The organism is Roseateles sp. P2_H4 (genome assembly GCF_056403315.1).
Window position 1 is genome coordinate 20,152 of the sequence record NZ_JBFUFR010000038.1, and the last position, 12,488, is coordinate 32,639.

Genomic DNA, 12,488 nt, shown 5'->3' on the forward strand with positions numbered 1-12,488 from the left:
GGTCCTGCCATGCGTAACAAAGATTCGGGCGCCAAACTGACGGCGCTTTGGTTTGGTGGCGGTCTGCTGGTGTTCATCCTGGTGATGCCGTTCTATTCGGCATTCAGCGTGTCCGCACACAATGCCGCGCGACTGGCACAAGTCCCCCTCTTCCTGCTTGCCACGCTCTTCCTGCTGGTTGGCGGCCGCGCGCGATGGGCTCGCGCCAACGTCATCAAGGTCGCAGGCCTGGTGGTGCTGATGCTGATGTCCGCACTGCACGCCCATCAGCCGGCGGCCGCGTTCAGAGAGCTCTTTCTGTTCTTCTCGCTGTTCTTCCTGACGCTTGCCATCGCCGCTCTTCAAGAGGAAATCGGGATGGAGAAGATCCTCCTGGCCATCGTCTCGTCGTGGCTGCTCTACGAGGTCTTCTTCCTGCTGGCATGGAGTGCCAGCGCCCTCAATGGCGGCGTGGGCAACTTCTGGCTGATGGTTCCAGGATTCGACAATCCGCGCTTCCTGAATCACGCTCAGACTCCCGCGCTACCCATCCTGATCGGCGTGGCGAGCGACAGCAACAACTCTGTGCGGCTGCGGCGTCTCGGCGGGGTCGCGGCGACGCTCAGCATGGCCATCCTGATTGGCCTGGCATCGCGGGCGAGCATGCTCGCGCTGGTGCTGAGTGCGCTGGGGGTGGCCATGCTGTTTCGCAAGCAGGCCCTCATCTATCTGAAAAGCGGCTTGATCGCGTTGCTGGCGGCGGCGCTTTTCTACTTCTGCTTTTTCTACGCCTTGCCGTCAACGCTGAATTCGGCGGCCATGACGGTGCAGCACAGCACGACCGATCTGGTCAGCGACCATTCGCGCCTCTTCCTGTGGAAGATCGCCGTTGACCAGTTGATGAGTTCGCCGCTGCTGGGCGTCGGACCCATGCATTTTGCGGACTACGTCAACCTGCGCGGCGCCCATCCGCACAATGTCTATATCCAATTCCTTGCCGAGTATGGATTGCCGACCACGCTGCTGGTGTTCGGCTGGCTGCTGTACCTGTTGTGGAAAGGCCTGCAAAAGCGGCGGGCCGCGAAGCAGGCTCTCAGCGGGGTCGACGTTGCGGTGGTCGCTGCCGTTTTCGCGTTGGCCATCGATGGATTCTTCTCCGGCAACTTCGTGATGCCGGTGTCGCAGGTGTGGATCTGCATCGCGATCGCGCTGTTTGCGAAGGGGTCGGCCGCCGCCCCTGAAACCGCAGCGGCGGCGCGGCAGCAAAGTCCGGTCGCAGCACGCGTCGTCATGCTGGCAGTGCTGGTATTTCAATTCCTGTTTTCATACCCGACCATCAAGGAGTATGAAATGCCGCGTCCCACGCTGGGGCAACGCCCCGCGTCGCCAGAATCCGAGCCCAACAACCCGCGCTTCTGGCTCGATGGGTGGCTGTAAGCAGGCCTTGCGCGCTTTCAAAGTACGCTTCTGCCCGCGCGACGCCCCTCTGGAAAAGAGACTCGCGCACACGCGTGACATCCATTCCTGCCCATGCTGACGCCTGCTCCTGCTGACCCTGCGCCTCACCGTCTCCTCATCGGCGTCGCTGCCGCCACCGCGCTGCCGACGCTGCTGGCCTTCAACCAGACACCGGCGGCCACGCTCTACAACCAGCTGCTCGCCCTGGCCGGCTGGGGTGCCGCGTTGCTGCTGTGGGCGCATGCCACCCCGGGCTGGCGCGCTGGCCTGAAGAGCCCCGCGGCTGCGGCCCTGGCCCTGTTGCTCGCCGCGCCCCTGGTCTCGATCGGCTGGCGCCACCTGCCCGCCTCGCTGGGCCTGGGTGCCGCCGCCGTCATCGGCGCCGGCCTGGCCGTGCTGCTCGTCGCCCAGGGCCTGACGCGCGAGCAGCGCAGCCACGCCGCCGAAGCCCTGTGCTGGGGCCTGCTGGTGGCGGGCCTGCTGAACATCGTCGTCAGCCTCGTGCAGGTCTTCATCCCCGACCTGGCCGACGGCAACCTCATCGCCCGCTCCGGCATCCCGGGCCGGGCCGTCAGCAATCTGCGCCAGCCCAACCACCTGGCCAGCCTGATGATGTGGGCCGCCGTCGCTGCCGTCTTCATCACCGAGAAGCGCCGCTGGCGCCAGGCCCTGCCGCCCCTGCTGTTCGCCTGCGTCTTCGCCGTCGTGCTGAGTGCCTCGCGCACCGGCTTCATCGGCATCGCCATGCTGGCGCTGTGGGGTGTCGCCGACCGCAAGCTCTCGCGCAGCGCCCGTTTTTCGCTGCTCGCCACGCCGCTGATGCTCGGCGTCAGCTGGCTGTTGATCTCGCTGTGGTCGGCCGAGAGCGGCCATGCCTTCGGCGCCGCCTCGCGCCTGTCCGAAGGTGCCGGCTCGCCGTCGCGCCTGGCCATCCTGCGTGATGCCTGGGCCCTGACGCTGGCCAATCCGGTCTTCGGCGTCGGCTGGGGCGAATTCAATTTCGCATGGAGCCTCAGCCCCTTCCCGAGCCGGCCCATCGCCTTCTTCGACCACACCCACAACCTGCCCGCGCAGCTGGCCGTCGAGCTCGGCCTGCCCTGGGCCGGCGCCGTGTTGGCATTGCTGGGCTGGGCCTTGTGGAAGGCCTGGCGCGGCGCCCTGCGCGAGGACGACGACGCCCCACTGCGCCGTGCCGCGCTGATGATCGTGCTGACCATCGCCCTGCACAGCCTGCTGGAGTACCCGCTCTGGTACGCCTATTTCCTGCTGCCGGCCTGCTTCGCCTTCGGCCTCACGCTGCCGGCCGATGCGCCTGCCCGACCCGCCGCTGCGGCACCCTGGCAGGTCGTGGGCGGCCTGCTGATCGCCGGCAGCCTCTTTGCGCTGTGGGACTACCACCGCATCGTCGCCATCTACATGCCCAGCGAGGACGCCGTGCCGCTGGGCGAACGCATCGCGACGGGCCAGCGCTCGGTGTTCTTCAGCCACCAGGCCGACTACGCGGCCGCGACCAGCCAGCCCGCGGGGCCGGCGGCGCTGGCGGCCGCGCGCCGCACCGCCTTCAGCCTGATCGACGCACGGCTGCTGATGCACTGGTCGCAGTCGCTGGACCAGACGGGTGATGCTGAAGGTGCGCGCTTCCTGGCCGACCGCCTGCGCGAGTTCCGCAATCCAACGGGCGACAACTGGTTTGCCAGCTGCGAAGACGCCGCTTCGGCGCCGGTCATGCCGCAGTGCCAGCCGGCATCGGGCGTCGTCGACTGGCGAACCCTGCGTTGATCAGACGGCGGCGTGCCAGTCGCCGCTCTTGCCGCCCTGCTTTTCCAGCACGCGCACGCGGTCGATGACCATGCCGCGATCGGCCGCCTTGCACATGTCATAGATGGTGAGCAGGCCGACCTGCACGGCGCACAGGGCCTCCATCTCGACGCCGGTGCGGCCCAGCGTCTCGACCTGGGCGCGGCACAGCACGCGGCTGCCCGCCTCGTCCAGCTCGAAGTCGACCGCCACGCGCGTGATCGGCAGCGGGTGGCACAGCGGCACCAGGTCGGAACAGCGCTTGGCGCCCTGGATGGCCGCGATGCGCGCCACGCCCAGCACATCGCCCTTCTTGGCGCTGCCGCTGGCGATCAACGCGAAGGTCTCGGGCAGCATGCGGATCTCGCCGGCCGCGACGGCCACGCGATGCGTCTCGGCCTTGGCCGACACGTCCACCATATGGGCCTGGCCCTGGGCGTCGAAGTGGGTCAGCGGGGTTGTCATGGCAGTGGCGCCCGGCCGCCCGAAGCCGCTGACGCGCCTCCTCGGGAGGCAGCGAGCAGGGCGAGCGTGGAGGCTGTCATTTCAGGAAACAAATAGGAAACCGAGTTGCAGGCATCATAGGCAGCCGGCTGCCGCCGGCCGGAGTTCCTGTTCGATGAAGAAGTCCCGTGTCCCCGCCCCTTCCCGCGCCCTGCTGACCCTGCTCGCGGCCGCCTGCCTCATCACCACCGCGCCCATCCAGGCCCAGGTCAACCTGCCAGCCCTGGGCGACTCGGTCTCGCAAGACCTCGATGTCGGCGCCGAGCGAGCCCTCGGTGAGCGCTATATGCGCATGATCCGCCTCGACCCCGCCTGCGTGCAGGACCCGCTGCTGCAGGAATACATGACGGGCATCTTCGAGCCGCTGGTGGCCGCATCGCGCAAGCTCGGCCATGTCGGCGAAGACATCCAGACCCGCTTCGCCTGGGAGAGCTTCCTGGTCGAGGACAAGAGCATCAACGCCTTCGCGCTGCCGGGCGGCTTCGTCGGCACCCACCTGGGGCTCATCGCGATGACGGTGTCGCGCGACGAGCTGGCCTCGGTGCTGGCGCACGAGATCTCGCACGTGACGCAGCGCCACATCGCGCGCCGCATTGCCGGCGACTCCAAGAACAGCATGGTCGCCATCGCGGGCCTGCTGCTGGGCGTGCTGGCCGCGTCGCGCGGCAACATCGAGCTGGCCAATGCCGGCATCGTCGGCGGCCAGGCCGCGGCCACGCAGCTGTCGCTGAACTTCTCGCGCGACATGGAGCGCGAGGCCGACCGCGTCGGCTTCAACGTGCTGGTCGAGGCCGGTTTCGCGGGTAGCGGCATGGTCAGCATGTTCGAGCGCATGGAGCAGGCCTACCACCTGATGGACAACGGCGCCTTCCCCTATCTGCGCTCCCACCCGCTGACCAGCGAGCGCATCGGCGACGCGCGCACGCGTCTGGCGCTGGAACCGTTCGCGCGCCCGCGCGGGCTCGCCGAGCATGCGCTGATGGCAGCGCGCTCGCGAGTGCTGATGGACCCGCGGGTCGAAGCCTGGAAGGTGCTGGAGAACTACGACGCCGGCGCCCGCAACATCCGCGAGAGCGGCGGCTATGAACAGCTCGGCGCCCGTTATGCCGCGGCGCTGGCCTCCATCAAGCTGCGCAACTTCGACCGCGCCGAGGCCACGCTGCGCAGCGCCGAGGTGACGCTGCAGCTCATCAACCCCAGCCCCACCGAGACCGTGGCGGCCACGCGGCAACTGACCTATCTGCGTGCCGAACTGGCACAGGCCCGCGGCCGGCCGATGGAAGGCATCGCCGCGCTGGACACGCTGGCGGGCGAGAAGTCCCGCCCCATGCTGATGCAGCGCGTCGGCCTGGCGCTGGCGAGCGGCCCGGCATCGCCCGCGTTGCGCGAAGCCGCGGATGCGCTGCAAACCCATGTGAGCCTCGAGCCCCGCGACTCCCTGGCCTGGGCCCAGCTCGCGCTGATCTGGCAGAAGCTGGGCCAACCGCTGCGGGCCGTGCGCGCCCAGGCCGAGGTGCATGCCGCCGCCGGCGACCTGAACGGCGCCATCGACCGCATGCGCTCGGGCTTGCGCCAGTCGCGCGGCCCGGATGCCGACCAGGTCGAGGCCTCGGTCATCGATGCCCGGCTGCGCGCCCTCGTCTACGAGCGCCAGTCCCTGCTCGGCGAGATGTACCGCGGCCGCTACATCCCGCCGGACGTCGAACTGCCCAACTGAGCGTCAGGCAGCTTGCCGCTGCTCTTCCTGATACAGCGCGAACTCCTCGCGCAGTGCCCGCGCCACCGCCTCGCGCTGGCCGATGCGGCGGTGGTAGGCCTTCACCGCCGGCCAGGCCGCGAGGTCGACGCCGGCATACGGCGCCCAGTTCAGCACGACGGCGAGGTAGATGTCGGCGATGCCGTAGCCACCTTCCAGGAATTCATGCTGCTGCAGATGCGCCTCCAGCGTGGCCAGGCGCAGCGCCGCCTTGTCCATCGAATAGGCCTTCACGTCGGCGCTGGCCTGGGGGTCCAGCAGGGGCACGAAGACCGCCTTGTGCAGTTCGGTGCCGATGAAGCCCAGCCACTGGCGCACCCGAGCGCGCGCATCGGCGGCGGTCGGCAGCAGGCCGGCCTCGGGCCATGCCTCGGCCAGGTATTGCAGCACCGCCGGGTTCTCGGTCAGCACCCAGCCGTCCGGGGTGCGCAGCGCCGGCACCTGGCCCATCGGGTTGATCTGCCAGTAATCGCGGCCGTCCAGCGTGCGCTTGGCCTTGCTGTCCACCTGCGTGAAGCGCGCCTCGGCGCCCACTTCATAGAGCACGGTGCGGCTCGCCAGCGAACAGGCCATGGGGGAAAAGAACAACTCCATCTCGGTCTCCAACAGTGTTTTTGTACTGTATTGAATAGAATTCACTGTCGTCAATGAATTTCATGCGCCGTGGTACAAAAATCTGAAGACGAGGCTCCAGCCCCCGCGCCGCGTCCGCGTGGCCGGCCGCGCAGCTTCGACACCGAAGCCACGCTGGCCCAGGCGACGCTGGCCTTTTGGCAGCGTGGCTATGCATCGACATCGCTCGATGACCTGAGCCAAGCGACGGGCCTCAACCGACCCAGCCTCTACGGCGCGTTCGGCGACAAGCACGCGCTGTATCTGCAGGCGTTGCGCCTGTACACCGAGCAGTCCAATGCCGCCATTGCCGCGGCGTTCGCAGACCGTTCATTGCGTGATGGCCTGCTGCGGGTCTACGAGCTGGCGCTGCAGCTCTACTGCCCGGCCGGTGAGGCCGCGCGAGGCTGCCTGCTGATCGGCACGGCGGCCACCGAGGCGCCGCGGGACGAGGCCATCCGCCTTCAGCTCGGTGATTCGCTGCGTGGTTTCAATGCCGCATTCGAGGCGCGACTGCAGCAGGCGATCGACAGCGGCGAACTGCCGGCCGGCACCGATGTCGGGATGCGCGCCCAGCTGGCGTCGGCCGTCTTGCACTCGATGGCGCTGCGCGCCCGCGCGGGAGACCCGCGCGAGGAACTCGCCGCCCTGGCCCGCGCCGGCGTCGAGATGGTCAGTCGCTAGGGAAGATGCGCTCGACCGCGACGTCGATGACCATGCCGCACAGGCTGTAGATCAGCGAACCGATCAGCGCGGCGGCGAAGCCGGTCACGGCCAGGCCGTCCAGCACCGTGGCGGCCATCCAGAACATCAGCGCATTGATGATGAAGAGGAAGAGGCCCAGGCTGAGCACCGTCACCGGCAGCGTCAGCAGCACGAGCACGGGCCGCAGCAGCGTGTTCAGCAGGCCGAGCACGAAGGCGGCGATCAGCGCCGAAGTGAAGCTCTTGACGACGACGCCGGGGTAGAGATGCGCCACCAGCAGCAGGGCGCCGGCAAGCAGCAGCCAACGAACGAGAACCTTGGTCATGGCCGCGAGCATATCGGGCGGCCACACCGGCGTGTCGCGTCACGGCCTCACCCCAGCCTGTTCGCAAATAGGAATTGTTCGCATTCGTGTTAAGATTTTTCCATCGCACTTGCTGACGTCTCGTTTGTGAAGCCCGCTCTCGCCTTTGTCGCCTCCACTTCGGCCGCTCCCGCGCCGGTCGCCGTCCCTTCGCGGCCGGCGGAGCTGGTGCCGGCGCAAGTGCAACAGCCGCGGCCTAGCTTTGCCGAGATGTCGAGCCAGCCGCGTCGCCGCCTGCTGCTGGTCGGCATCGCCGCGCTGCATCTTCTGGGCCTGTGGGGCCTGAGCCAGGTGCAGGATGTGCGCCGCTCCGTGGCGCGCCTCGCGCCTGTCGTCGTGCGCCTGGTGGCGCCGGCCGAGCCGCCCAAGCCGTTGCCGCCGCCCCCCATCGCGACGCCGCAGATGCAGGCCCCGGCACTGACCATGATCGACCCGCCGTTGATCGCCGTCGCCGCGCCGCCTGCGCCGTCCCTCGTCGTGGCGGCGCTGCCACCGCCACCGCCACCGGCCGTCGTGCCGGTGCAGAGCGCGCCGACGCCCATCATTCCGATCACGCCGCCCGCGCCCCAGATCAAGCAGATCCCAGCCAGCGCCGTGCGCTATCTGAAAGAGCCGCGTTGGACGGTGCCGCTGCTGTCCAGGCGGCTGCGCGAGTCCGGCATCGTGCACCTGCGCGTCGTGGTGGACGCGCGCGGCCTGCCACGCGACATCACGCTGGCCAAGTCCTCCGGTTTCGCCCGACTGGACGAGCAGGCCTTGCAGGACATGCGCGGCGCCCGCTTCGTGCCGCAGACCGAGAACGGTCAACCCGTCGAGTGGGAAGTCATCACGCCGCTGTCCTACGAACTCGACCGCTGACCCCTTTTCCTTTCCCTCACTAGCCATGCCGTGGGCGGCTGCCGATGCCGCCTTGGGCAAAGCCATGCCCATTCACGATCCATCGGAGAGATCCATGTCCCGCAAGAACCCATCGAAAGCCCAGGCACGGCTGCTGCCACTGGGCGCACTGGCCGCCGGCTTCGGCCTGGCCTCGGCCGCCCTGGCCCAGACCTCGCCGCCCAAGGAAGAAACGGTGCTGCCCACGGTGCGCATCAAGGCCAGCGTCGAGAAGCAGGGCAAGGACGACTACCAGGTCACCGAGACCCGCATCGGCAAGGGCAAGCAGGACATCCGCGACATCCCGCAGTCGTTGACCGTCGTCACTGAGAAGCTCATCGACGACCGCAACCTCGACAACGTCAAGGAAGTGCTGAAGAACACCGCCGGCATCACCTTCCAGGCCGCCGAGGGTGGCGAGGAGGACATCAAGATCCACGGCATCTCGCTGCAGAGCACCGGTGACATCTTCATCGACGGCATGCGCGACCCGGCCTTCTACGACCGCGACACCTTCTTCCTCGACAAGATCGAACTGCTGCGTGGCTCCGGCGCGCTGATGTTCGGCCGCGGTTCCAGCGGCGGCGCCGTCAACCAGGTGACCAAACAGGCCGTGCTGGCCGACCAGAACCAGATCGACGTGACGATGGCAAGCCACGGCGGCCTGCGCGTCATCGGCGACCTGAACAAGCGCCTCGGCGAGACGACCGCGCTGCGCGTCAGTGCGATGAGCACGAACTCCGACAACGACGGCGCCGGCTCCTCGCTGGACAAGCGGGGCGTCGCCGTCAACCTGCGCTGGGGCATCGAGGAGCAGGACGAATTCAGCCTGACCCTCTACGCCCTGGACAACAACAACGGCATGAACTACGGCATGCCCTGGATCAAGCCGACGCCGGCCGCGCCCACCAGCGCGACGACGCTGTTGCCGCTGGACCCGACCGCTTACTACGGCATGGCCAGCGACTACAACAAGGGCACGGCCAACTACGGCATGCTGACGCACACCCACCGCTTCAGCCCGTCGGTCGAACTCGTCACCAAGGCCCGCTACGCGAGCTACACGCGTGACCAGCGCGCCGGCACCGTCCGCTTCGCCGCCGCGAACCTGCAGCCCGGCGGCGTTGCCGCGTCGCTGGCCACTTTCGGCCCCGACACCGTCATCAACCGCGGCACTCAGCTGAAGGTGCAGGACATGCAGACGGTCACGGCGCAGAGCGACCTGAACGTCCGGCTCAAGGCAGCGGGCATGGAGCACAACATCACCACCGGCGCCGACTTCTCGCAGGAGAAGAAGCAGGTCTACGCCGCCTACTCGGCCAACCAGGGTGGCGTCGTGCCGACCAAGCCGACGACGACCATCGGCCGGCCCGATGACGGCGCCTGGATCAATGAAGGCCTGCGCAGCTTCCGCACCAACAACGACTACGTCTCCAAGGGCTATGGCGCCTATCTGCAGGATCTCGTGCAGATCGCGCCGATGTGGAAGGTGCTGGCCGGTCTGCGCTACGACAAGCTCGATGGTGACTACAAGGTCTACAGCATCCCCAACAACGCTCCGTCGCCCACGACCACCCAGCCCTACGCGATGAAGGTCTCGGAGTGGAGCAAGCGCGCCGCCGTGCTGTTCCAGCCGAGCGCCCAGCTGTCCTTCCACCTGATGGGCGCGACGTCCTTCAACACCTCGGGCGACACCTACTCGCTGAGCGCGGCCAACGCGAACATTCCGCCCGAGAAGTCGGTCAACATCGAACTCGGCGGCCAGTACGACAGCGCCGACGGCAAGCTGACGACGCGTTTCGGCATCTTCCGCGCCACCAAGCTGCATGAGCGCAACACCGACCCGCTGAGCAATCTGGTCGAGCTGTCGGGCAAGCGCCACGCCCAGGGCATCGACGTCGACGTCACCGGCCGCATCACGCCCGAATGGGAGGTCTTCGGCACCTTCACCTGGATGCCGACCGCCATCATCGACATCGGCGCCGAGGGCGCCGAAGGCCAGGGCAGCCGTCCGTCGCTGACGCCGCGCTATTCCGGCAGCCTGTGGACGACCTACAAGATCACGCCGCAATGGCGCGTCGGCGGCGGCGTCAATGCGCGCAGCGGCCAGCAGCCCAACCGCAACCCCGGCTTCTACGCGCCCAAGTTCGTCATCGCCAACCTGATGGCCGAATACGCCGTCGTCGAGGACACGCTGCTGTTCCGCCTCAACGTCGACAATGTGACCAACAAGCTCTACGCCGACACGCTCTACACGGGCCACTACATCCCGGGCAAGGGCCGCGTCGTCGCGCTGACGGGCACCTACAAGTTCTGACCCCGAAAGGCCCTCGCCCCGCCATGCTGCTCAAGATCGAACAAGTTCTGGATGCGGCCGGCCTGGCGAGGGCCCGCGAACTGATGGCCGCGGCCCCCTGGGCCGACGGCCGCGCAACCGCCGGCCGCCAGGCGGCCCAGGTCAAGAACAACGAGCAACTGCAGCCTGGCAGCGAGCAGCATCGCGAGCTGCAGGCCCTGGTGCTGCAGGCGCTGGAGAAGCACCCGCTGTTCTTCTCGGCCACGCTGCCCAAGCGCGTGCTGCCGCCGCTGTTCAACCGCTACGCCGGCGCCAGCAACGCCTACGGCAGCCATGTCGACCAGGCCGTGCGCTACCTCCCCGGCGGCGTGCAGCGCGTGCGCACCGACATCTCCTGCACCCTCTTCCTGAGCGACCCGGCCGACTACGACGGCGGTGAGCTCGTCATCGAACATGCCTTCGGCGCGCAGCACGTCAAGCTGGCGGCGGGCGACCTCGTCGTCTACCCCGGCACCAGCGTGCACCGCGTCGAACCCGTCACGCGCGGCCAGCGGCTGGCCAGCTTCTTCTGGATCGAGAGCATGGTGCGCGCCGACGAACAGCGCCGCCTGCTTTACGAGATGGACATGAGCCTGATGAAGCTGCGCGGCGAGCTGGGCGAGACGGACGAACTCGTGCAGCTGACGGGCACGTATCACAACCTCCTCAGGATGTGGGCAGACACGTGACCAGCCCCCGCATCGAATCGTTGCCCGATGGCCTCGCCAACCTGGCTGATTTCGAAGCCCCTGCCCAGGCCCGCGTCGATGCCAAGGCCTGGGCCTACCTGAACGGCGGCGCTGCAGACGAGATCACGCTGCGCGCCAACCGCGCGGCCTGGGATGCCATCAAGCTGCAGCCCCGCGTGCTGCGCGACCTCAGCGGTGGCCACACGCGCGTGACGCTGCTCGGCCGCGAGCTGCGCCACCCCATCCTGCTGGCACCCATCGCCTACCAGCGCCTCTTCCACGCCGACGGCGAGCTGGCCATCGCCCATGCCGCCGCCGCTCAGGAAGCCGGCCTCATCCTCAGCGCCCAGGCCAGCGTGGCGATGGAAGAAGTCGCCGCGCCGATGCTGGCCGAAGCGAGCGCCGGCCCGCTCTGGTTCCAGCTCTACTGGCGCGACGACCGCGACTTCATGCGCGCGCTCTTGCGCCGCATCGAGGCCGCCGGCTACCAGGCCCTCGTGCTGACCGTCGACGCCCCCGTGCACGGTGCGCGTGACCGCGAACGCCGCATCGCCTTCAAGCTGCCCGACGACGTCCGCGCGGTGAACCTCGGCGGGCTGAAGAAGCCGCTGAACCTGCAGCCCGGCCAGAGCGCCCTCTTCGACGGCCTGATGCCGCGCGCCGCCACCTGGCGTGAGATCGACTGGCTGCGTTCCGAAAGCAAGCTGCCGCTGCTGCTGAAGGGCGTCACCCACGCCGACGAYGCGCGCGAGGCCCTGGCCCGCGGCGTCACCGGCTTCGTCGTCTCCAACCACGGCGGCCGCGCCCTCGACACGCTGCCGCCCACCGCCGAGCTGCTGCCGCCGCTGCGCGACGCCCTCGGCCCCGACGTGCCGCTGCTCGTCGACGGCGGCATTCGCCGCGGCACCGACGTGCTCAAGGCCATCGCGCTGGGCGCCAACGCCGTGCTGCTCGGCCGCCCTTACGTCCATGCGCTGGCCGCCAGCGGCGCGCTGGGCGTGGCCCACGCGCTGCGCCTGCTGCGCGACGAGCTCGAGATCGCGATGGCGCTCTCGGGCTGCAAGACTCTCGCCGACGCCGGCCCGGCGCTGCTCTGGCCCGGCAATTTCCGCTGAAGGACTCACCATGAAACTCCTCGTCCCCCTGCTCCTCGCTTTCACCGCCTCCGCCGCCTTTGCCCACGGCAACGTCTCCTGCCCGGCCATGCCCAAGGAAGAGAAGAAGCCGCAGATGGAACTGCAGAAGAAGCTCGAAGGCGAAGGCTGGAAGATCCGCAAGGTCCAGAACTACAACGGCTGCTACGAGGTCTACGGCTTCGACGGCCAGGGCAAGAAGGCCGAGGCCTTCTTCAACCCCAAGACCTTCGAGCGCGTCTACCCCGAAGGCGAGCAGCCCGCCGAAACGAAGTAAGCC

General features: G+C 68.3%; 12 protein-coding genes. 9 read left to right on the forward strand and 3 right to left on the reverse strand.

All coding sequences use genetic code 11. The features are described 5' to 3' along the window. Nucleotides 1-9 precede the first annotated feature (9 nt). Together AC1DW3_RS23945 and AC1DW3_RS23950 are read left to right on the forward strand one after the other, a co-directional pair. Nucleotides 10-1,416 carry an O-antigen ligase family protein gene (locus AC1DW3_RS23945; protein ID WP_477935603.1) on the forward strand — a complete coding sequence of 469 codons (1,407 nt, stop codon included), beginning with the start codon at nucleotides 10-12 and terminating at the stop codon, nucleotides 1,414-1,416. 93 nt (nucleotides 1,417-1,509) lie between these two features. Then, the gene (locus tag AC1DW3_RS23950) at nucleotides 1,510-3,216 is read left to right on the forward strand and encodes a PglL family O-oligosaccharyltransferase (RefSeq protein ID WP_477935605.1); all 1,707 of its coding nucleotides are present in this window, start codon (nucleotides 1,510-1,512) and stop codon (nucleotides 3,214-3,216) included. On the opposite strand, the gene moaC is transcribed toward AC1DW3_RS23950, so the two are convergent. Continuing rightward, on the reverse strand, nucleotides 3,217-3,699 hold the full coding sequence (gene moaC, locus AC1DW3_RS23955) for a cyclic pyranopterin monophosphate synthase MoaC (protein ID WP_477935607.1): 483 nt from the start codon (nucleotides 3,697-3,699) through the stop codon (nucleotides 3,217-3,219). It lies immediately after the preceding gene. Nucleotides 3,700-3,853: 154 nt separating this feature from the next. Between moaC and AC1DW3_RS23960 the strand changes: the two genes are divergently transcribed. After that, on the forward strand, nucleotides 3,854-5,455 hold the full coding sequence (locus tag AC1DW3_RS23960; protein ID WP_477935609.1) for a M48 family metalloprotease: 1,602 nt from the start codon (nucleotides 3,854-3,856) through the stop codon (nucleotides 5,453-5,455). Nucleotides 5,456-5,458: 3 nt separating this feature from the next. Here AC1DW3_RS23960 and AC1DW3_RS23965 read toward each other — a convergent pair whose 3' ends face one another. After that, nucleotides 5,459-6,088 (reverse strand): glutathione binding-like protein, encoded by a 630-nt coding sequence (locus tag AC1DW3_RS23965; protein ID WP_477935611.1) that lies wholly within the window; start codon nucleotides 6,086-6,088, stop codon nucleotides 5,459-5,461. Between the two features lie 69 nt (nucleotides 6,089-6,157). Here AC1DW3_RS23965 and AC1DW3_RS23970 point away from each other — a divergent pair, with 69 nt between their 5' ends. Then, nucleotides 6,158-6,790 (forward strand): TetR/AcrR family transcriptional regulator, encoded by a 633-nt coding sequence (locus tag AC1DW3_RS23970; RefSeq protein WP_477935613.1) that lies wholly within the window; start codon nucleotides 6,158-6,160, stop codon nucleotides 6,788-6,790. On the opposite strand, the gene AC1DW3_RS23975 is transcribed toward AC1DW3_RS23970, so the two are convergent. Beyond that, complete coding sequence (locus AC1DW3_RS23975; RefSeq protein ID WP_477935615.1) at nucleotides 6,780-7,136, reverse strand: phage holin family protein; 357 nt, start codon at nucleotides 7,134-7,136, stop codon at nucleotides 6,780-6,782. The genes AC1DW3_RS23970 and AC1DW3_RS23975 overlap by 11 nt on opposite strands. A gap of 126 nt (nucleotides 7,137-7,262) precedes the next feature. On the opposite strand from AC1DW3_RS23975, the gene AC1DW3_RS23980 reads away from it, so the two are divergent. From AC1DW3_RS23980 to AC1DW3_RS24000, 5 genes are all read left to right on the forward strand, one after another. Continuing rightward, a complete protein-coding gene (locus AC1DW3_RS23980) occupies nucleotides 7,263-8,033 on the forward strand; it encodes an energy transducer TonB (protein ID WP_477935617.1) in 771 nt (256 codons plus the stop codon). A gap of 94 nt (nucleotides 8,034-8,127) precedes the next feature. Next, complete coding sequence (locus AC1DW3_RS23985; RefSeq protein WP_477935619.1) at nucleotides 8,128-10,368, forward strand: TonB-dependent receptor; 2,241 nt, start codon at nucleotides 8,128-8,130, stop codon at nucleotides 10,366-10,368. Nucleotides 10,369-10,391: 23 nt separating this feature from the next. Beyond that, a complete protein-coding gene (locus AC1DW3_RS23990; RefSeq protein WP_477935621.1) occupies nucleotides 10,392-11,075 on the forward strand; it encodes a Fe2+-dependent dioxygenase in 684 nt (227 codons plus the stop codon). Then, complete coding sequence (locus AC1DW3_RS23995; RefSeq protein WP_477935622.1) at nucleotides 11,072-12,190, forward strand: alpha-hydroxy acid oxidase; 1,119 nt, start codon at nucleotides 11,072-11,074, stop codon at nucleotides 12,188-12,190. The genes AC1DW3_RS23990 and AC1DW3_RS23995 overlap by 4 nt, the downstream gene beginning before the upstream one ends. A 10-nt stretch (nucleotides 12,191-12,200) precedes the next feature. After that, a complete protein-coding gene (locus AC1DW3_RS24000) occupies nucleotides 12,201-12,485 on the forward strand; it encodes a PepSY domain-containing protein (RefSeq protein WP_477935624.1) in 285 nt (94 codons plus the stop codon). Nucleotides 12,486-12,488: the final 3 nt, after the last annotated feature.